The organism is Paenibacillus chartarius (genome assembly GCF_042432825.1).
GTDB classification, from domain to species: Bacteria; Bacillota; Bacilli; order Paenibacillales; family NBRC-103111; genus Gordoniibacillus; species Gordoniibacillus chartarius.
In genome coordinates, this window is sequence record NZ_JBHLWN010000079.1 from 1 (window position 1) to 20,463 (window position 20,463).

The following is a 20,463-nucleotide window of genomic DNA, read 5'->3' on the forward strand; positions in this document are numbered from 1 at the left end:
GTTGTTGATCCGCTCCTGGATGATCGCCACCGCATTCTTATGCGCTTTCGAAATTCAGGATGACAAGAACGCTCGGGTCCGTCAGACCTTCCGGCAGCGTTTCCCCATCGTCAAGCTTTATGTTCAAATGCACATCCACCCATTGTCCCCTGCGTTCAACGCTTCTACAGCTTAACGTAAAGGACTGGGCGTCATAACGCTCTTCCCCGTATTTGCGCATGCTACTCTCTCCTTGTGTTGTTGGCATGACTTCTCCTCTTCACCATGATAAAATATTTAGGCAAACGAGGAAAGGAGTACCCCCGATGAGCAAAGCTGCGATTTTTCAAACGATAGATGCCAACGCGGAGCGGTTTAAGACGATTTCGCGTTTTATCGGCGACAACCCTGAGCTCGGTCACGAGGAAGTACTCGCCAGCGGCAAGCTGACCGCAGAGCTGGAATCGCATGGCTTCCGCGTCGAGCGCGGCCCGCTGGACATCCCGACGGCGTTCATCGCCGAATACGATTCCGGCAAACCCGGCCCGACGATCGCCTATTTGGCGGAGTACGACGCGCTGCCCGAGCTCGGCCATGCTTGCGGACACCACCTCATCTGCATGATGAGCGTCGGCGCCGCGGTTGGCTTGAAGTCGGTTATCGATGCGACAGGCGGCAAAATACGCGTCTACGGCACGCCGGCCGAGGAGACGAAGGGTGCCAAGGTGCCGATGGCTGCTGCCGGACTGTTCGACGATGTCGATGTGGCGATGATGACCCATCCTTTCTACACCTACGAGCGGTCGGGCCAATCGCTGGCAATGGATGCGCTGCAGTTCGAATACACGGGAAAAGCCGCACACGCCGCAGCAAGCCCGCACGAAGGCATTAATGCGCTCGATGCGGTGCTGCTGCTGTTCAACTCGATCAACGCGCTGCGGCAGCAGCTCGAGAGTCACGTCCGGATTCACGGAATCATTACGGAAGGCGGCAAGGCGGCCAATATTATTCCTGATTACGCCGTCGCCCAGTTCTATGTCCGCTCCGCCTCGCGCAAGCATACGGACGAAGTCGTCCGCAAGGTGCTCCGCTGCGCCGAAGGCGCCGCGCTGCAAACCGGCTGCACGCTGAAGACGTCGAACTATGAATACTCGTACGACGAGCTGAACACGAACGAAACGCTGTCCGAAGCGTTCAACCGCAATTTGTTTGCGCTCGGCGTATCTCCGGAGCAGATGGAAACCGGCAAAGACCACGGCTCGCTCGATCTCGGCAACGTCTCGCTCCGCTGTCCGGCCATTCACCCGTACATCCGGGTCGTGGACCGCAAGCTACTACTGCATACGAAGGAGTTCCGCGACGCGGCGATGCAGGATATGGCGCTGGACGGCATGATCCTTGCGGCGAAGACGCTGGCCGCAACCGGATATGATGTGCTGACGGATGCAGGTCTACTGCAGGAGATCAAGGATGAGTTCGCACAGTCGAATCGATAACGCAAAGAAGACCGTACCTGACCGGCGGGCAGCCGGCCTAGGACGGTCTTTGTTTGTGCATGTAGCATTACACGGAAACCGCATCATGTGCGTTTGTACGCTTTGAAGCAATGCTCATCTTGACGCTCAAGCCGTTAGCCTGCTTTACCGCCGCCAGCTTGGCCGCCTTCCGCTGCTCGCAGGCCGGCATTGCCGGCAGACCGTTCATCCCGGCCAGTTCCAACAACGCTAGCTTCGCCGCCTCGGCAGCGGCCTGTTCCTCTTCCAGCCAGCACAATGCGATCGTATAGCAGTAGCTTTCGTATGTTCTCAGGACGTCCACGATGCTGCTCTTCGCCGAGATCGGCACTTTGTGGTTCAGAGCCGCATTCATCGGAGCTCCATATTATAGACGGCCAGCTTGCTAAGCAAATCTGAAGTGTCTCGGAACGGCTCCTTCACCCCGATGCTCCCCTCGTATTTGATACTGCCGGATGCCGCTTCGTAAACGACAAGTTTCGGAGGCATACGGCTTTCCATCTCCGCCGGGAAGAGCTTATAGATGTGCCCGTCTTTCAAGCGAATTTGCCCATCCGCTGGACCAATCGATATATCCCGGGAAACGGTTGTGCCTGCGGTAATATCGTACCGAACGGCAGTCAGCGTTTGCCCGGCATCCTTCAGGATTGTAATCGCAGTGCCCTCAACCTCAAAGAAAAATGAGCCGTTTCCTTTCACGAAATCTTCGATTTCTTTGTTCCGGATCTTGATTTCCTCGCCGGTTTGAATATCGTAGACGAGCAATCGTCCGCCGGATTTCTCTCTCTGCTTCGAGCCATCTGCCTTCTGAATCATTTTCATTTCAACCAGGTATATCGCAGTGATAGGACTTGAGCCGAATTCTTTGGAAGATGGTAACCATTGAAAATTCGTATCTAGATCGTCGTTTCCGTTCGGTACAGTAGTAAGCGTCTTATCGGACGGCGTTTGCTTGTCATTCATACTTAACGTATAAAGATGGAACCCTATCGCATCGTTTCTCGATTGATTTAGCGTGAGCACCTTCAACTCGCTGCCGATCACTTGTACATCATGGACAGAGATACTGTGATTTTGTTCGCTTCCCGGAATATCGACTTGATAAGACGTCGTTTGATTTTTCTTTTTGTCCCAGACATTCACATCAAACCGAAAGCTTGCTTGAATGTCGTCCCGAATGGATTTAGCGCTAACATAGGCAAGATACCCGTCGTCTTCAAAGAACGAATTGACTTCCCGCTTGCCCCTCATAAATTGCGGGTATCGCTCAAACAACGACTTCAGCTCTGGAAACGGATATCTGAAGCTGCTGTCGAAACTTTCAATCATCGGTTGATCGCGACGATACTTGCTGCCGCTGAAGTTGATTTCGACCGATTCATGGTACGTTCTTCCCCCGTATTCTCCGGTCAGCACGACATTTTGCACGAGCTGTGGATCGCCGGAACGGAGCTGCAGCGTAAAGTCGGGCGGACGATTCACCGCCGCTTGCACATAAAATGAACTTATACCGCTACATACCAGTAGCAAAAGTACAATGATTATCCAATATCGCTTCATTCGGCCGCACTCCCTACACCGTAACTTTGTTCTTGAGCAAATACGAGCTGAGGGCAAGGGAACAACCCGCAATCAGGATTCCAGCCCCCACCAATAGCCAAAACACTTCATGATCATACAAGTAATACCGGTAAAAGGTTTCGGAAGCAATCAACGGCATGAGGAAAAGGACAATTGAAGCTACGACATAAGCCACTCCTGCAATGGCCCCTTTCCAACGGTAACTGCGTTCCAGCATGATACCCGTAAACACGACGATAACAAAGGCTAGTCCGGCGGCGTAGTACAGCAATAGCTGACCCAATCGATTCGGGACCAGGATTTGAAGCAGCGTATGAGACGAAAATACTTCGACGATGTTGAACGTCTCCCGCAGCTCCGCAGGCATGATAGTATTAAATACAGTTAATTGCAGCGGAACGACCAGCAGCTCGAAACCGACCAATCCTAATGTCAGCAGCATAATCGTGCTCAGCTTGGCGGCAAATACATTCATGCGAGACGTTGGAATCATCAGCAGACGGTAAACGAACATATTTTTGCCGACCCAGTCTCGATACCAAATAAACAGCGTGTAGATCAGCAGCACCGCAGCGCATATGGCTATCGGACCGCTAAAGAAAAAACCACTCGAATAATGAATAAAATTTGCAGCCCCATAGTCAGCGACATACTGGCCGGCCGAAATGCCTTCACGCAGCACGGCTTCTTGAAATCTGGATTTGTACGATATGGCATACTCCATCACTCCGGCGACTTGCAGCAGCAGCGTCAATACAAGCAGCGCCCCATACCAATACCGGATTCGGTGCAGTTCAAAGTGAAACAGCTTCACAAAACGATTCATCCGCGGTACACCTCTCTCATTACGTCTACAACGGATTTGCCTTCAGACTCCCGCAGCTCCTCCGTATCGAATTCCTTGAGCACCGCGCCGTGATCCAGCAAAACCGCCTTGTCGATCAAATGCTCGACATCATGAATTTCATGAGTGGTAAGCAGCACGCCCCGGTCTTCGACAAGATGGCTCGTGAACACGTCCGCAATCTGCTCTCTGCTGAACATATCGATCCCGGAGAACGGTTCATCCATGAGCAAATAGTCGACATCAAGCGCAAGTCCGAGCAGCATATTCGCTTTGGCCGCATTTCCCTTCGACAGATTCGCGATACGGTCGGTCCGATTCAGCCTGAAGAACTTCAGCAGCTCTTCAGCACGCTGTTCATTCCAGGCCGAGTAGAAATCTTTCATAAACGTCAACGCTTCGCCGATCTTCATCTGCGGCGGCATCGTAATCGTATCCGGGATAAAGGCAACCTTCTCATACGTGCTTTTCCCTACAGGCTGCCCGTCGACCAGGATGTGGCCGCTTTGAATCGGAGTTAGATTCATAATTGCTTTCATGACCGTCGATTTCCCGACGCCGTTAATGCCGATTAAACAGGTGATGCGTCCTTTTTCCGCCGTAAAACTAACGTTGTTAAGCACCTTCTTGCGGCCGTATGTTTTCGTTACCGATTTTAACTCGATCATGTCGTTATCCCCCTACTCCTTGGACCGCTCCGCAAGATATGCGTCCTTCACGATATGCAGCAGCTCGTCTACAGGCACATCAATCGTCTTAATTGAAGAGACAAACGTCTGCACCGCCTCCAGGATCAGCTCTTCGCGAATTGAGCTCAGTACTCGCTCATCCGTTGTAATACGGCTCGGGGAATTGCCTTCTGTACGTATCAAACCTTGCTCCTCCATTTCTTTATAAGCCTTCTGCGCGGTGTTCGGATTAATCTGGAGCGTAGCCGCGAGCTCCCGCCGCGACGGGATTTCTTGTCCCGCCTGCAGCCTGCCGGTCGCAATCTCCTGCTTGAAATGCCGGACTACCTGCAGATACACTGGATCTCGATTATTGAAGATCACCTTCATCTGCCCATCTCCCAGTCTGGTTTGGAAGTGTGTGTACTAAGTAGTACATACACTGTGTATGTACTACGTGGTTCATACACCTGATATGTGTACTATACGACTAATACACATTGGCTGTCAACACCCTCATATAGCTTCGGAGTTTTCATCGCCACGGAAACTTTTTTGAAAAGCATCCATACTCACAACAAATACCCAGCCCGCAAACAGAAATAAAATCAAGTGAATACACGCTATAATCAAAAACAAAGTTCTTCCCATGCCTGCAAGTGTCCACCAAAATAGCGGCGGAAACTGTATGGCTATCATCGCTATGGAAATAATAAGAATGATACATATGGCACTTAATCTAAGCGCTCGCTTATTTACGATAGCTAAAAATCCTAGCAAGATTAATGAAACGCCTATAAGAAAACTAACCTTAGCCCATAGACTAACATAGTAAGACTGAGAGCCCTCTTCGTGGCCTAAAAAAGAAAAACTAAACACACGGTTTCTGTAGCAAATGGATATACCAAGTGACAACACACCGGCAGAACAAGTATTTAGCAACATTTTCACATTATCTTTCATAAAGTCCATATTCCTCCTCCCTTCCCTGCTTATTATAGAGCAAATTAAACCAAAATTTCGAAAGCTTATATTGTCGGGGTGCGCATCCGAAGCAACCGTCTTATAGGGCTGTAAAATCAAGGCGATTTGCTAGTCGACTCATCCGGTTCGTACTCCATTGCCCGCGTTCACGTCCACCGTTCTCAGGACGGCTTCCCCCGCTCCGTCGAACGAATAAACAGCCACACCCCAGCCAGCAAAATGACTCCGGCCAATGCCTGCAGCCCGGTAATCTTCTCGCCGAGCAATAAGGCGGCCAGCAAAGCGGCTCCAAGCGGCTCTCCAAGCACCGTCATCGATACTGAAGTCGCCCTCATGTATTGGAGCAGCAAATTAAAAATGTAATGCCCCAGCAATGTAGGGACCGCCGCCATCAGCAGGAAAATCCCCCATTCCTTCGGCTCGTAGTCAAATAACGGGTACCCGATAAGAACGTTATATACGAGCAGAACGCCGGCCGCAGCGGCAAATACCGCGTAGCTGTATGTGTAGGCGGAGACGTGGCGGCGCAAGCTCTTGCCAAGAAGCATATGAACGGCGACCGCGGCCGCCCCCAACAAAGAAAGGATATCCCCTTTCAGCGCCTCGCCCGAGTAGCGGAAATCGCCCCAGCCGATCAGCGCCGCTCCGACCGTAGCGATGATCATGCCCAGCACGGCGCCTCCAGCCGTTCGTTGCCGGAATACGAAGAACGAACCGAGCATGACGAAGATCGGCTCCAGCGTCAATAATGCCGTTGACGAGGCGACGCTCGTGTAGCGCAGCGATTCCATCCAGAGCAGGAAGTGCAGGCCAAGGAACGCTCCCGATACGACGAGCTGCAGGCAGGCGCGAAGCGGCAAGCTCTTCCATTCGCTGCGGCGCTTCCACAGCCACGGAGCCAGAAACAAGCAAGTCAGCAGCAGACGGTTCATGGCGATGACGGCGGCAGGCGCCTGCGACCACTTGACGAATATCGCCGAGAACGAAATGGCGATGACGCCGATGGCAAGCAGCAGCGGGATAGGGAGGACAGATTTCGAATTTGCAGGCAGCAGGATTGATGTTGAAGTGTTTTCGCTCATGTTATCTCCTTGATGTTGAGTAAAGTAAATAACCCGCATCGCCGCCATATTCAGGCGGGTGCGGGCTGCTTTAGCCGAATCGAGCGATTAGTCCAGTACAGCGGTCATATGCTTTGCTGTAACCGACCAATGCGATGTATTCCAATACGCGCCTTTGTCTTTCACATACAGGATTTGCGGCGACTCGTGCTTCACTTTCAAGTCCTCGGCAATTCGGTTCGAGACCGGACGCGACTCGATCACTTTCACCAAATAATAGCTGACATTCCCGTTCGGATTGCCGCTCAAATACTGCTCGTACTCGTCCAGAGCGCTGGCGCTGACCGGACACGTTGTGCTGTGCTTCAGGATCACGGCCGGCTGCTCGCCGGAATTTTCCAAGATGTCATTCCATTCCTCAAGCTTCGTAATTTCTTTCCACTGGGTCATGCCGGGTTCCTCCTCCAAGAACGATAATCTTCTTTTCTCTGTTGTATCACATTTCGTCCCTTTCGGCAAAGCGGCCGTATCAATTATTCGGTGTTCTTTAAAAAATCGGGCCGGCGGCGCATGCAAGTACCCTCATCGCGGACATATCCGTACTGCTCGTACAGGCTGTGCGCATCCTTTGTGGCCAGTGTACCGGTTAAATTACGCAGCTCGTCGGATTCGATGATTGTTTCGATGAAAATTTTGCCTAGTCCGCGTCCTCTGTACGCTTCGTCAATAAATACGTCGCATAACCAGTACATCGTCGCGAAATCTGTAATCACTCTTGCGAACCCGATCTGGCGGCCGCTATCGTACAGTCCGATGCAGTGGGAACCGCGGATGGAAGCTTCAATCGTCGCCCGCTTCCGCTTGTCGGCCCAGTAGCTTCGACCGAGGAAGCCGACGATCACATCGATATCGAGCAAGCTTTTATCGTCACTAATCAAAAACTGATCGTACTGCTTATAGATCATCACGGTCCCCTCCCAGTTGTATGTTCTTGCAAGCTTCAAACGGATCGTGCTTCGCCTTGGCGTCTCCCAAGGTGGTTAAAGGACCATTCGACCGCGAGCATCAAGTGGTAAAATAACACCGAAGCCGTGCTTCCTGCCAGCAAGACGGGCTCCATATCTCCCCAGCCGCCCGGGGCGGCCATCACCAGCAAGACGAGTGTCATCACGAAGCAGCCTCCGACGGCGTAAATGGCGATGCCTGCCATATATTTCTGCCACGCGGGAAAGGAATAATGAGCAAGAAACATATCGGCCAAATAGGAGTAGGCGATTCCTGCAGACATATAGATGGGCAGCGTATATAACAGAAAAAAGGGAACCGGCAGCAGGAAGTCAATGATTCCCCCCTCTACTTTCGTCCAGTATAAGCCCGATAGCGCCGATAAGATAAAGGACAGTAAGACACTGGACACGATCGCAGTAATCGCCTTTCGCAACAACCGTTCCATTCTTATTTAGCTCCCTTCCGTCAGCATGAGCTGCCGCAAATACGCCGTCACCTTCATGTCGTCAGTCAGCGGATACTCGTACCCGAGCCGCTTCCCAAGCTCCTTCCCCGCCGCTCTCGTCAGCTTGCCGACCTCCATAATGGCCGCCCAATTGTGCTTCGTGTCCGCGTCGGCATACGTTGCCACGTAGACCTGCCACAGCTCTTCGGGCAAATATTGCCGCAGCCAGCGGCCGGCTTTGCCGACATTGACCTGCCAGTCGGCGCGGGAGCCGATGTGCCAGGACAGCAGACGCACCAATGCATCTCTTACAACCGTATCGAGCATGAATTTGGCGTAGGGCAGCTCCTGACGGCACAGTCCCTTCGCCGCGTTCGTAAGGCACCACCATATTTCGTTGATCGTTTTATCGTATTCGGAGCGGGATGGCCGGCGGGTTACGTAGGAGCTGTCGCTTGGCTCGGGCAGTACGGGAATCGCGCCGTCCTTATCGAGCAGCACCTTCGTCAAGCTGTCGTCAAGGTAACTATCGATCGCGTCGGCATAACGATAGCTCAAATCGATCCGGACGCCGTCCTCGAACAGCATCAGGAAAATCGGCCATGGCCGGGTTAGCTCGTCGATTATATTTTGCTGCATCATGATCAGTTCCCCGAACCGCCGAATCCAGCTCTGGTCTAGGAGGAACCGGGACGGATCAGTAACGGCGAAGATGACGTCGTAATCGGTAAACCGATCGTGGGTCAAGTTCGGGTTGACCCGCGAGCCGTTCAGCAATACCGCTCGGACGGAATCGTCTTCGCGGGCGAAGTCCAGCAGCAGGCTCAGCACCTCTCGTTCGTTTCGCATGGTTTGGATACACCTCTTTTCTATCGTAAACCTTCACACAGCTTCTTCCCGTCCAAGGTGTACAAGTCCGGCAGACGTTCGTACGGATCGCCTTCCGGACGAAGAAGCCGAGCGAATGCGGGTTCTGTTTTGACGATCCTTTTTTTTGGATATTACTTACAATATCGTATCACAAATGCCACGCCGCCGGACAGCAATTTCAGCAAAATAATACGGCTCCAACCGCATCGGACCTATCCGACGGCGGGCTGGAGCCATGCTGACGAAGCCTTCAAATATACTGCAGTGACAAGTTGTCGCGATGACGCATCCGGTAAGCGACGAATTGATCCTTCCTGTCAAACTGGAAGTAAAAATTGTACTTGTGCAAAAATCGCATCGGCTGGCCGGGCGGCTCACCGAACGCATGCCCCGGATGCACCCGGACATCGGTGCGGACCAAGGACTTGATCCGCTGCACACTGTCGTACAGCGCCCCGGCATCCGACCCGCGATCCGTGCAGAGGCCGCAGCCTTCGATAAAGATCGTATCTCCGGTCAACAAATCGCCGGCAAGCAGAAAACAAGAGCTTCCATACGTATGACCGGGCGTGACCAAGCAAGTTATCGTTGTTTCTCCTAGCGTCAAACGCTGCCCGTCATCGAACGGCTGGAGTCCTGTACAGCTGTAGGCGTAATAGTCAATTTCCTTTCGAGACATACGTACTTCCGGTGCATACCGCTCGGCCAGCCGGTGAACCAGCTGTACATGATCGTCGTGCGAATGTGTGAGCAAAATCAGCTTCAGCTCGGCCCGAAGCTCCCCCAGCTTGCCGGCAATCGCTTCGTAATCCGCAGCGGGATCGACGACGGCGGCTTGACGGGAAGCCCGGTCAACGATCACATAGCAATAATTCACAAGCTTTCCGGAGACGACTCGCAAAGTGTGCAGCTCGTAGGTGCTGGCGATCATTGGTTACCGAACCTCCTTGGATGAACGGGATTTGCGCCAAAACCACAGCAGAAGCAATACGCCCGCCAATCCGGCGACGATCGGAACATAGGGGATTTTCAAAGCTCCGGCACTATGGTTAGCCGCATCATGCCCATGATGACCATGCCCGCCTTCCGGAACGGCCATAGCCTCCCTGCTGAACTGCCCTTGCTCCAGCTTCAGAATGATCATCTCCGGCCGGCCGGAGGCTTCCCCCGCCATCCATGTCTCCGACAGCGTTTTCCCCTGCCACTGCTTCAGGTCTGTCGGGCCGTACAACGCTTTCGGATGCTCGCTGAGCTTATATTCCTTACCCCCGACCACGATCGTATACGAAGCATAAGCCGCTGCGCCTTCGCCCACGATGTTCTCGATGACGCGCTCGATCGTGCCGGACGGCCCTTGAACATATCCAAGCCGCTGGACCAAGCTCCCGGCGGCAGCCGGCTGCTGTACGGCGCTCCGCAAATACGTCGCAAATTGCTCGCGGGTCAGCTTGGCGTCGGATTGGTCCGCCGCTTCGCGGCCGTCCAGATACGCGCGGTTCACATCCGCATAAGTGGCGTCACCCTCCAGCGAAGTCACGAGTCCGCTGCGCAGCGCCTCCGCTCGCACTTGCTCCGGCTGCTTCCCGTCGCCGCCGAAGCCTTTGAAGGTGCCCGCCCAGTACGCCAAATCCGCCTTCTGCAAAGGGGCTAACGGACGAAACAGCTTGGCTCCCGGTTCCGCCGCAATCAGACCCATGCCGCGCAAATATACGATATCTTCAAGCGCCCGGGACGTTTCGATATCGTCATAGAGCGTTTTTTCATTTTCAACGTGAGCGAATGCAGCTGTGGAAGTCTGTACGAACAATAGCAGGATGGCAATGAACACAATTCTCCGCAACACGCTTGCAATCTCCTCTCTACTCTTTCAAATATTCGACCGGCTGAATGATGATGGAACCGTTGGACAGCTCCACGATAAAATCTCCTCCGGCCGCCCGCAGCATGGCGTAATCGAGCTTAAACCCGGACAACCGCTTCAGTACGGTGTCCGGCACGGCAAAGCCGTTCAGGAAGCCGGCCTCCCACTGCAGCGCTATGGCGCTGTCGGACTTGCTTACGGTGCCAATCAGCAAGAGATCGGCCGGGCCCCGCTGCAGATGCACATACGCATGATCCGTCAAAAAATAATACGTCAGCGGACTTTGTTCATTTAACAGCCGGTCTTCCAGCGTGTAAGGAGAAACCTCCGTCTTGCGCGTAATGAACCGGTACGGATCGTTCTGCAGCCGCTCGCCGTCCTCCCGCAGCTCTCGCAAATACCCGATGTTCTGCGTCCATATTTCATCAAGCCGATGGGTGAGCGGATCGATCTCCTTGTCCTCTGTCATGAGATCACTAATCCACTCGCTTATGCTTAAGTAATCCACTGCGTTTTTACGGGTCCCGCCCATTGCTTCGGCCTCTTGCACCGTTCTGTCGCGGGCCGCCAGGTGGCCTTGGATCGTTTCCAGCAGCCTGCTGTGGAGAGATAGCGAGCTGCGGATCGCTTGAACCGGCGCATATTCGGCGTACAGCCGCTCCAGATCCGTCAGATCCCCCTCCACCTCCCGCTCCAGCAGCCGTACGCCGGCCATAGCATCGACCACATCATCGCCTTGCAATATGAACGGAACATACGTGTCCATTCCGATCGCTTGATACAGGCCGAGCTTGTCCTTGGCCGACTTTGCCTTGGCATCGAATTCCTGCTGCATCCCTTGCAGCTGAGGGCTTAAACGCTCCATCTCCGCCCTGCTTTCGGCAAGATCGGCAAGCAGACGCTCGGTGGCGCCGGGATCGTCTTTCCCGGCCAAATAATCGCCGAATACGCCGCTGACGTGGGCGTACGCAGCCGGAGCCGCAAGCATCGCGAACACAACAATAACCGCAGGCAGCATAATACCTCGCTTAGTCATGCAGCCACCGCCTTGTCGCCGCCCAGCTGCCGAGCAGCCCGATCAGCATGCCCGCCAGAACGATGCCGGCCGACGTCAGCTCAACCCTGCCCTGCTGAAAGCTGAACACGGAGCCGAAGGAGCCGGCCAGACGGGTGTACCCGTAATAATAAGCGGCGTACACGCCGAGACTCGCCACAATGCCGCCCAGCAAACCGAGCAAAGCTCCTTCGAACAAAAACTGTCCGCGCACATGAGCATCCTTCGCTCCGAGCAGCAGCTTCACGCGAATTTCTTTTTGCCGCCGATACATCGCCAGCTGGATCGCGATGGTCACCGTCGCTACAGTTACGAGCAGAAGCACGAGCAGCAGCAGTGCTCCGAATCGTTCGAAGCGGGACGACCAGGACAGGACGGCTTCGGCATACTTCTGGGCGAATACGACTTCGGACACACCGTTCATCCCTGCCAGTTCAGCGGCGATCAGCGGCGCATGGCCGCGGTTCGCAAGCTCGATTGTGATCATATCCGGCAAATGATTTTGATCCTGGAAGACGCGGAACAAATGCTCCTTCCCGGCGAAGAACTGCTGCAGCTTGGCGAGGGAATCCGATTTCGTCTCCAGTTCCGCCTGCTTGACCCACGATTTGGTGCTTAGCAGCTCCTTCATTTGCGCGGCAGGGGCGGACGGCTCCAGCAGCAGCTTGATTTTGACTTGCGATTCGAGATACGATATCGCATCCTGCATCGAGCCGCGCAGCAGCAGGAGCAGCCCCGCCGTCGTCAGCGTAATGCAGATCAGCAGCACGGCGGCCAGCGAGGCGCCCGGATTGCGCCGGATTCCGTCACGGGCATCACGAATGTAGTAATGTACCAGTGTCCGGTTCATGCGCATGCAGGCATCCTCCCTTCATGAACAGCGTACGCGCCGGAAACGATCGGACGAGCTCGCTGGAGTGGGTGACCATCAGGATCGTCGTACCCTCGCTTTCGTTAAGATCCCGCAGCAGCTGCAGGATGCGTTCGGCGTTGTCCGGGTCCAGATTGCCGGTCGGCTCGTCAGCCAGCAGCACCGCAGGGCCGTTTAGCAGCGCCCGGGCGATGGCCACACGCTGCTGCTCTCCGCCCGACAGCTGCTGCGGGAACATTTCTTCTTTACCGGCCAATCCGACTTTACTTAGGCACGCTCGCGACTCTGTCCGCACCGTCGCCGGCGGCTTGCCTTGCACTTCGCCGGCGAGAGAAACATTTTCCAATACCGTCTTTCGTTCGATCAGCTCATAACTCTGGTGGATGGTCGCCACTTTGCGCCGCACCTCGTGCCGGGCCATTCGCTTGAGCGGCTGGCCGTCGATGGAGATGTCGCCGTCGAAACGATCGATTTGGCGGTTTAGAATGCGCAGCAGCGTGCTTTTGCCGGAGCCGGACGGCCCCTGCAGATACACGAACTCTCCCGGAGCTATATCCAAATCAAGATTGGACAGTGTCTTTCGTCCCGCATACGAATGCGACAGACCGCGAATCCGAATCATCGCCGATCACCGGACAGCGCAAGCGGGGCGCCTGCCAGAGAATGGACAATGCTCTTAATGACAGCTGCGTTCGTGTCCGCGTAAGGGCTGCGCAGCATGTCGAGATGCCGCCCCGCTCCTTCGTATTCCGTCGTTTTGCCGCTGGTCGACCTGGACCATGGGATGACGGCGACCCCTTGCAGATCGCGGTGCTCCGAGCGGATGTCGTGCAGCTGAGCCTTCAGCTCGCACGTATGCGTCAGCCGCTCGACATAGCGGGCATACGTTCCGATCAGCCGCTCTCGCTCCTCGGTGAATCCGTCATCGTCGTTCATGCCGTAGCGTTCGGCAGCCAGTCCCAGCAGCATCCGGATCTCTTCGTCGATGTCCGCCTGCGAACGCTCGCCGGGCTCCCGGTGAATCGAGTCGATGAGCACGATGCCGCTCACCTCCGCGCCGCTTCGCTCCAGCTCCGCCGCAACCTCAACCGCCACATTGCCGCCTGCGGAATAGCCGAGCAGCACGTAAGGGCCTTGCTCCTGCATACGCCGTATTGCGGCCGCATATCGGGCAATTCGGTCTTCCTCCGCGATAAAATCGAAGGCATACACGCTGATCTCTCCGTTCAAGCAAGCCGCAAGCTCCTTGAATACGAAGCCATATCCGAACAGCGGCGGGAAGCAGAACAGCTTCGAGCGGCCGGCCTCGTTCCAAAGCGTTGGCGCGTTAACCGAAGCAGGCTCCGCTTCCGCTGCGGCGGCCGCGGCCATGTGCTCCAATACGGAATGCTGGAACACGGTTCGCAGCGGGAGCCCGACGCCGAGCCGGTTCGGCGCAATTGCAGCCAGACGGGCCGCCTTGAGCGAATTGCCGCCAAGCAGGAAGAAGTCGTCAGTCCGGCCGACCAGCCCGATGCCGAGCACCTCGCTCCATATCGCGGCCAGCTCCGCTTCGATCCCGGTTTGCGGCGGAACATGCCCGCCGGTGCGCCATTGCGATGCGTCCGGCTTCGGCAGCGCCCGGCGGTCGAGCTTGCCGTTCGGTGTCAGCGGCATATGCTCGAGCTTCATGAAATAAGCAGGCACCATATATTCGGGAACAAGTCTTTTGAGGTGGGCGCGCAGCTCTTCCAAATCTGCGGAAGGGGCTACGATATACGCGCAAAGCGTCTTCTCGGCGTCCTCCCCGTGAGCGACGACGGCGGCCTGCTGGACGAGCGGATGAGACGCTACCGCCGACTCGAGCTCACCGAGCTCAATGCGGAAGCCGCGGATTTTCACCTGATCGTCGATGCGTCCGAGAAACTCCATATTGCCGTCCTCGCGCCACTTGGCCATATCCCCCGTCCGGTAGATGCGCCCGCCGGGATGAAACGGATCCGCCGCGAACCTGGCCGCGGTCAGCTCGGGCCGGTTCAAGTAGCCGCGGGCGATGCCGGCGCCGCCGATCCACAGCTCGCCGGCTACGCCGACCGGCTGCGGACGCTCCGACCCGTCCGCAACATACATGCGCATATTCGGCAGCGGCTTGCCGATCGGCACGGAGCCGGCAGCGTCGTAGCGGTCCGCCGTTGCTTCATAGAAGCTCGAATCGATGCACGCTTCCGTCACGCCGTAGCAATTGACGATGCGAAGCTTGCCGCCGAATCGGGCGAGCAGCCGTCCGAAGTCGTCGGCAGGACAGCTGTCCGAGCCGATCACAAGCAGCTTCAGCTCCCCGAGCTCCAGCTCGTTCTCATACACATAATCCATGAACGGCACCGCAAGCGGGGGGGTCATGTCCAGCACCGTTATGCGATTGGCGAGCAGCAGCTTATGCAGCTCCGCAGGGATCAGCTTCGCTTCCTCCGGACATAATACGAGCTCGCCGCCGTTTGCCAGTGTACGCGCCAAGTCGGCCAGAAATACATCGAACGAAAAGCTGGCCATTTGGAGCAGCCGCACAGGGAACGTGTCCAATGCGAACGCCTCCCGGTAAGCCAGTGTCACGTTCGCGTAGCTGCCGTGCTCCACCATGACGCCTTTCGGCTTGCCCGTCGTACCGGACGTATAGATCACATAGGCCAAACGAGCGGGATTGTACGCGGGCGGTTCCGCGGCCGGCCATTCGATCAGCGCCTCAGCGCCGTCCAAGTACATGATTTCTCCGTTAAACGCTCCCCCTTTGGAAGCTTGCTGCCTTTGGGTCAGCAGCAGCACCGCCCCGCTGTCCTGGAGCATGTACTCGATACGCTCGGGCGGATACGCGGGATCGATTGGCACATACGCTCCGCCGGCCTTGAAGACGGCGAGTACCGCAGCCACCCAATCGACGGATCGCTCGGCCATGATCGCCACGACGGTTTCTTCCCGTACCGATCTCGATCGGAGCAAGGAAGCAAGCCGGCCGGACCATTCGTCGAGCTCGCGATAGGTGACGGCTCTATCGTAATAACGTACGGAGATGCGATCCGGGCAAACCGCCGCCTGATCCATGAATAGCTGCAGGAAGCCTGCGTCCGCCGGGTAAGGCGCAGGCGGCGGGTTGAATCGTGTCAAGATCAGCTCCATCTCCGATTCCGGCAATACGTTCAGCCGATCGATGCGGCAAAGCGGATCCGCAGCGATGTGCCGCAGCAAGCTTTCGTAATGAGATGCCATGCGCTGCATCGAAGACCTGCGGTATAAATCCGTACAGTACTCAATTTGAAAATGTAACCGGTCACCCTGCTGAGTGCCTTCCAGCGTAATATCGAATTGTGCCGACGCCGTCTTGTGCTCATACGGCTTGAACAGAAGCCCTCCGCCCCCAAGTGCGGGAGGGTCGGTTTGCAGCGCAAACATCGTATCGAACAGCGGATTCCGGCTCAAGTCCCGCTTCGCTCCGGAGCGTTCGACTAGCTGCTCGAACGGGTAATCGGCATGCTCGTAAGCCGACAGGGCAAGCTCTCTGACATCCTTGACATAGTCCAGGAACGAACGGCCGCCCGGCACACCGCTGCGGATCGCCAGCGTGTTAACGAACAAACCGATCAGCGATGCCGTATCGGGATGCGGCCGTCCGCCCGCCGGCGTTCCGACGACGATATCGTCTTGACCGGAATATTGGCGCAGCAGCACGAAATAGGCGGACAACAGCAGCATGTACAGCGTTGCATTCGCTTGTTCCGCAAGCCTTACGAGTGCCGCGGTCAGCTCGCGGTCCAATTCGAACCTGATGCTGTCGCCTGCGTAGCTCCTCTCCGCAGGGCGCGGAAAGTCCGTCGGCAGCTGCAGGACGGGCGGATGCTCCCGGAAGCGCTCCAGCCAATAGGCTTCCTGCTTGCGCATCGCCTCCGATTGCAGGTACGACTGCTGCCATGCGGCATAGTCTTTGTACTGGACCGGCGGCTCCTCCGGCTTCTCCCCCGCATAAAGCTTCATGAACGAATCCGCGACGATACGCATCGACTCCCCGTCCGCAATGATATGATGCATATCCATCAGGAGCACATGCCGATCCGGCGCCGTCGACAGCAGTGCGACCCGCATGAGCGGAGCTTTCGAGAGGTCGTGCGGGCGGAAAAAGGCGGCGATCCGGGACGGTACTTGCGACGATTCGAGCGTGTCGTACTCGACGCGAAATTCCGTCTGGGCGTGAATGCGCTGCATCAGCTCGCCGTCCACCATCTCGAACGACGTACGCAGCGATTCATGCCGCTCGATCAGCCCGTGCCAGGCGCGTTCGAACCGGTACAAATCGATTTCGCCTTCTACCGTCATGATGCTCGGAATATGGTAGCCGTCCCCGCTGTCCTCCAGCTGCTGCAAAATATACATGCGGCGCTGGGCCGACGATACCGGATACGCTGCGGCCCGCGGCACCCGTTCGATGGCAGGCAGCTTCGATTGCTCGGCGCTTCCGATCAGCAGGGCCATCTCTTCGACGGTAGGGTGCTGAAAAACGGCGCGAATCGGCAGCGAAACGTGCAAATGCTTGTGAATGCGCGAAATCAGCATCGTCGCTTTGATGGAATGGCCTCCCAGCTCGATAAAATGATCCTTGACCCCGACCTCGCGCTGCAGCACTTCCTGCCAAATGCCGGCCAGCTTCGCCTCCAGCTCGTTCCTCGGCGCTACATATTCGGCCCCGCTGCCTATACTGCCGTCCGGCTCCGGAAGCGCTTTGCGGTCGAGCTTGCCGTTGGCCGTCACCGGCATCGCCTTCATTCGCACGAAATGCGCCGGAATCATATACTCAGGCAGCGATTCCGCGAGGAATTCGCGCAGCTGACGGACGGTCAGCTCCAGCTCCGACACGATGTAGCCGCATAAGTATTTGTCGCCTTCTTTGTCTTCCCGGTCGATGACGAGCGCTTCCCGTATCGCCGGATGCTTCATAAGCTGAGCTTGAATTTCTCCCGTCTCGACCCGGTAGCCGCGTATTTTCACCTGATGGTCGACCCGCCCGAGAAACTCGATGTTGCCGTCCGGCATCCACCGCGCGCGGTCGCCGGTGCGGTACATGCGAGCTTGGCCGGAAGAGGTCGTCCGCGTGTCCGGTTCGCGATCCGCTGCAGATGTTAGGAACGGATCCGGTACGAACCGTGCCCGCGTCAGCTGCGGATCGTCGTAGCCGACGGCGAGGCAATCGCCGCCGATATACAGCTCGCCCGGTACTCCAATCGGACACGGCTGCAGACCGGGGTCGAGAATATAGTAGCGGGCGTTCTGGATCGGCTTGCCGTACGGGATGCTCGCCCAATCCGGCTGCACCTCGCCGACCTCGAACGCGTTCGACCAGATCGTCGCCTCCGTGGCCCCGCCGAGCGCCAGCACGCGAACGCCGGGATACGCTTCCTTCAGCAGGCCGGGCAGCTTCAGCGGGATCCAATCGCCGCTCAGCATCACGAGCCGCAAGCTGCCGCCTGCCGGACGCGGAGCGTCAAGCAGCAGCGGGGCGAGCTGCTGCAGCGCCGCCGGCGCGGAGTCCCACACCGTAATCGGCTCCTCGCGAAGCATCCGCAGCAGACGCTCCGGCCGACGCACATCGTCCGAGCCTGCCAGACGGATCGTCCCCCCCGCCGTCAGCATGCCGAATACGTCGTACACCGACAAATCGAACGTCGGCGACGTGACGAACAGCACCCGGTCGTCCGCGCCCATACCGGTCTCCCGGTTTACCCAATCGATCAGATTGGATACCGTCCGGTGGGCGATGATGACTCCTTTCGGCACGCCTGTCGAGCCCGAGGTAAAGATGACGTAGGCGGTGTGCGTGGCGATAGCAGCCGCCGGTAAATCGGCGATATCCGCTTCCTGCAGCAGCTCGCCGGGTGCATCGACAAACAACACATGCGCAAGCGAGGGGCAAGCGGCGGACAGCGCGCCTGTCAGCGAGTCCAGCGTTTGCTCCGTCAGCAGATGCGTCACGCCGAGCGTATCGATAATCCGCTCGATCCGCGCCTTCGGCGTCGTCGGCTCCATCGGCACATAGGCTCCGCCCGATTTGGCGATGCCGATCATGGCTGCGATCATATCGACCGAGCGGGACAGCATCAGTCCGACATACGAGCCCGGCTCGACGCTGGTGCGGCGCAAATAGTGGGCGATCCGGTTCGCCCGCTCATTCAGCTCGCGGTAGGTAATTATGGCATCGTCCGTCACGACGGCCGGGTGGTCCGGCCGCTCGGCGGCATTCCGCTCGAAGCCTTCATGGATGAGCCGGTGCTGCGGGTAGTCTCGCGCCGTATCGTTGAACGTATGCACCACCTGGGCAAACTCTTCTTCGTCCAGCAGCGGCAATCGATCCAGCCTAAGATCAGGGTCGCCGGACAGTTTTGCTGCGATACCGCTGAGATGCTTCGCCAGCCGGATGAAGAACGCTTCCTCGAAGGCGCGCGCGTTAAAGAGAAATTTAACCGTCAACCGTTCCCCAGGCACGAACAATACATTGAGATCGTAGTTCGTTTGCTCGAACGCTTCGACATCCACTGGTACCAATCCCGCATCATTGGCTTGGTTTGCACCCATCGCCCCGTCCAACGGGAAGTTTTCGAACACGACGATATGATCGATCATGCCCAGCTTCATGGCGCTGCCAGCCTGCGTTTCATATAACGGAAAATATTGATATTCGGCGGACGCCTGCTCCGCGCTGCCGGCCTTGCGCAGCAGCTCCGCAAATGGCGCTTCCCGCGCTATTCGCATGCGAACCGGAATCGTATTGATGAACAGCCCGAGCATCGATTCGATGCCCGGCACTTCCGCCGGTCTGCCCGAGACGACGGCGCCGAACATGACGTCTTCCTGATGCGTATATTTGTGAAGCAGCACCGCCCATATCGTCTGCATCAGCGTGCTAAGCGTCACATTAAAGCGGAGACTAAGGCCGCGCAGCGATGCAGTCAGCTCCGTACTGAATTCGAACCGATACTCCCTCTGCTCGTAGCCGTCTCCATCCCGGGCCGCCTTGCTGCGGGGCAGAGCGGTCAGCTGCTCGAAGCCTTGTACGTAGCGGAGCCAATAATCGCGGGCGGCCGACATATTTTGCCGCTCCAGCCATTTGATATAGGCGCTGTAGCGAGGAGCCAGCTCGAGACGAACCGTATCTCCCCGCTTCATCGCTCCGTAAATGTCCAGCAGCTCCTTCAGCACGATGCCCAGACACCAGCCGTCGAGGATCAAGTGATGGAAGCTCCATACGAGCAAGCTTTCGTCGGCTGATACCCGGACGACCGTTACACGCATCAGCATATCGTCGCTAAGCACGTAGCCCCGTTCCAAATCGCCCCGCTTCAGCTGCCCGATCCGTTCGGTTTGAACCGTCTTGTCCCAATCCGCCATATCCTCGAAGACGATTGGAGGGAACGTCCTTTCCTTCAGCACGATCTGCATCGGTTTGTTGACCTGATCGTGTACGAACACGGTCCGAAATATGTCGTGACGGTCGGTAAGCGCCTGGAACGCGCGCTGAAGCAGGCCGATATCGACCGAGCCCTTGAGCTTTAGCGTAATCTGCTCGCGATAGGTCAGCGACTGCGCGTCGAGCAGCGAATGGAACAGCATGCCCTGCTGCATCGGCGAGAGCACATACACATCCTTGATTTGATCCTTGGTCCATTTCACGTGGCCGTCACCCCTTCACTAATTTTGAGCCGTTTGC

At 56.7% G+C, this 20,463-nt stretch carries 19 protein-coding genes; 1 reads left to right on the top strand and 18 read right to left on the bottom strand.

The genetic code is table 11. The features are described from left to right. Positions 1–37 precede the first annotated feature (37 nt). The gene (locus ACFFK0_RS21710; RefSeq protein ID WP_377472466.1) at positions 38–220 is read right to left on the bottom strand and encodes a hypothetical protein; all 183 of its coding nucleotides are present in this window, start codon (positions 218–220) and stop codon (positions 38–40) included. 85 nt (positions 221–305) lie between these two features. Here ACFFK0_RS21710 and ACFFK0_RS21715 point away from each other — a divergent pair, with 85 nt between their 5' ends. After that, positions 306–1,475: a M20 family metallopeptidase gene (locus ACFFK0_RS21715; RefSeq protein WP_377472467.1), complete on the top strand. Its 1,170-nt coding sequence runs from the start codon at positions 306–308 to the stop codon at positions 1,473–1,475. A 67-nt stretch (positions 1,476–1,542) separates the two neighbouring features. On the opposite strand, the gene ACFFK0_RS21720 is transcribed toward ACFFK0_RS21715, so the two are convergent. From ACFFK0_RS21720 to ACFFK0_RS21800, 17 genes are all read right to left on the bottom strand, one after another. Continuing rightward, the gene (locus ACFFK0_RS21720) at positions 1,543–1,848 is read right to left on the bottom strand and encodes a hypothetical protein (RefSeq protein ID WP_377472468.1); all 306 of its coding nucleotides are present in this window, start codon (positions 1,846–1,848) and stop codon (positions 1,543–1,545) included. Beyond that, a complete protein-coding gene (locus ACFFK0_RS21725) occupies positions 1,845–2,975 on the bottom strand; it encodes a hypothetical protein (protein WP_377472469.1) in 1,131 nt (376 codons plus the stop codon). Before ACFFK0_RS21725 ends, ACFFK0_RS21720 begins: the two co-directional genes overlap by 4 nt. A 91-nt stretch (positions 2,976–3,066) precedes the next feature. Then, positions 3,067–3,900, bottom strand: coding sequence for a hypothetical protein (locus tag ACFFK0_RS21730; RefSeq protein ID WP_377472470.1), 834 nt, complete (start codon positions 3,898–3,900; stop codon positions 3,067–3,069). After that, a complete protein-coding gene (locus ACFFK0_RS21735; protein WP_377472471.1) occupies positions 3,897–4,586 on the bottom strand; it encodes an ABC transporter ATP-binding protein in 690 nt (229 codons plus the stop codon). Before ACFFK0_RS21735 ends, ACFFK0_RS21730 begins: the two co-directional genes overlap by 4 nt. Before the next feature lie 12 nt (positions 4,587–4,598). Further along, positions 4,599–4,976, bottom strand: a complete 378-nt coding sequence (locus ACFFK0_RS21740; protein WP_377472472.1) for a GntR family transcriptional regulator — start codon at positions 4,974–4,976, stop codon at positions 4,599–4,601. 126 nt (positions 4,977–5,102) lie between these two features. Then, the gene (locus ACFFK0_RS21745) at positions 5,103–5,549 is read right to left on the bottom strand and encodes a hypothetical protein (RefSeq protein WP_377472473.1); all 447 of its coding nucleotides are present in this window, start codon (positions 5,547–5,549) and stop codon (positions 5,103–5,105) included. Between the two features lie 182 nt (positions 5,550–5,731). Further along, positions 5,732–6,652 (bottom strand): DMT family transporter, encoded by a 921-nt coding sequence (locus ACFFK0_RS21750; protein WP_377472474.1) that lies wholly within the window; start codon positions 6,650–6,652, stop codon positions 5,732–5,734. A gap of 87 nt (positions 6,653–6,739) precedes the next feature. Next, positions 6,740–7,081 carry a bacillithiol system redox-active protein YtxJ gene (ytxJ, locus tag ACFFK0_RS21755; protein ID WP_377472475.1) on the bottom strand — a complete coding sequence of 114 codons (342 nt, stop codon included), beginning with the start codon at positions 7,079–7,081 and terminating at the stop codon, positions 6,740–6,742. Between the two features lie 83 nt (positions 7,082–7,164). Then, entirely contained in the window at positions 7,165–7,596 is a 432-nt protein-coding gene (locus ACFFK0_RS21760; RefSeq protein WP_377472477.1) for a GNAT family N-acetyltransferase, read from the bottom strand. 35 nt (positions 7,597–7,631) lie between these two features. Beyond that, positions 7,632–8,084: a hypothetical protein gene (locus ACFFK0_RS21765; protein ID WP_377472478.1), complete on the bottom strand. Its 453-nt coding sequence runs from the start codon at positions 8,082–8,084 to the stop codon at positions 7,632–7,634. 6 nt (positions 8,085–8,090) lie between these two features. Continuing rightward, positions 8,091–8,933 (bottom strand): aminoglycoside 6-adenylyltransferase, encoded by an 843-nt coding sequence (locus ACFFK0_RS21770; RefSeq protein ID WP_377472479.1) that lies wholly within the window; start codon positions 8,931–8,933, stop codon positions 8,091–8,093. A 271-nt stretch (positions 8,934–9,204) separates the two neighbouring features. Beyond that, positions 9,205–9,885 carry an MBL fold metallo-hydrolase gene (locus tag ACFFK0_RS21775; protein WP_377472480.1) on the bottom strand — a complete coding sequence of 227 codons (681 nt, stop codon included), beginning with the start codon at positions 9,883–9,885 and terminating at the stop codon, positions 9,205–9,207. Positions 9,886–9,888: 3 nt separating this feature from the next. Then, positions 9,889–10,797, bottom strand: a complete 909-nt coding sequence (locus ACFFK0_RS21780; protein ID WP_377472482.1) for a hypothetical protein — start codon at positions 10,795–10,797, stop codon at positions 9,889–9,891. Positions 10,798–10,813: 16 nt separating this feature from the next. After that, a complete protein-coding gene (locus tag ACFFK0_RS21785) occupies positions 10,814–11,851 on the bottom strand; it encodes a hypothetical protein (RefSeq protein WP_377472483.1) in 1,038 nt (345 codons plus the stop codon). Beyond that, on the bottom strand, positions 11,844–12,725 hold the full coding sequence (locus tag ACFFK0_RS21790) for a cell division protein FtsX (RefSeq protein WP_377472484.1): 882 nt from the start codon (positions 12,723–12,725) through the stop codon (positions 11,844–11,846). Before ACFFK0_RS21790 ends, ACFFK0_RS21785 begins: the two co-directional genes overlap by 8 nt. Next, positions 12,685–13,362, bottom strand: a complete 678-nt coding sequence (locus ACFFK0_RS21795; protein ID WP_377472485.1) for a cell division ATP-binding protein FtsE — start codon at positions 13,360–13,362, stop codon at positions 12,685–12,687. Before ACFFK0_RS21795 ends, ACFFK0_RS21790 begins: the two co-directional genes overlap by 41 nt. Further along, complete coding sequence (locus tag ACFFK0_RS21800) at positions 13,359–20,426, bottom strand: non-ribosomal peptide synthetase (protein ID WP_377472486.1); 7,068 nt, start codon at positions 20,424–20,426, stop codon at positions 13,359–13,361. Before ACFFK0_RS21800 ends, ACFFK0_RS21795 begins: the two co-directional genes overlap by 4 nt. Positions 20,427–20,463 lie beyond the last annotated feature (37 nt).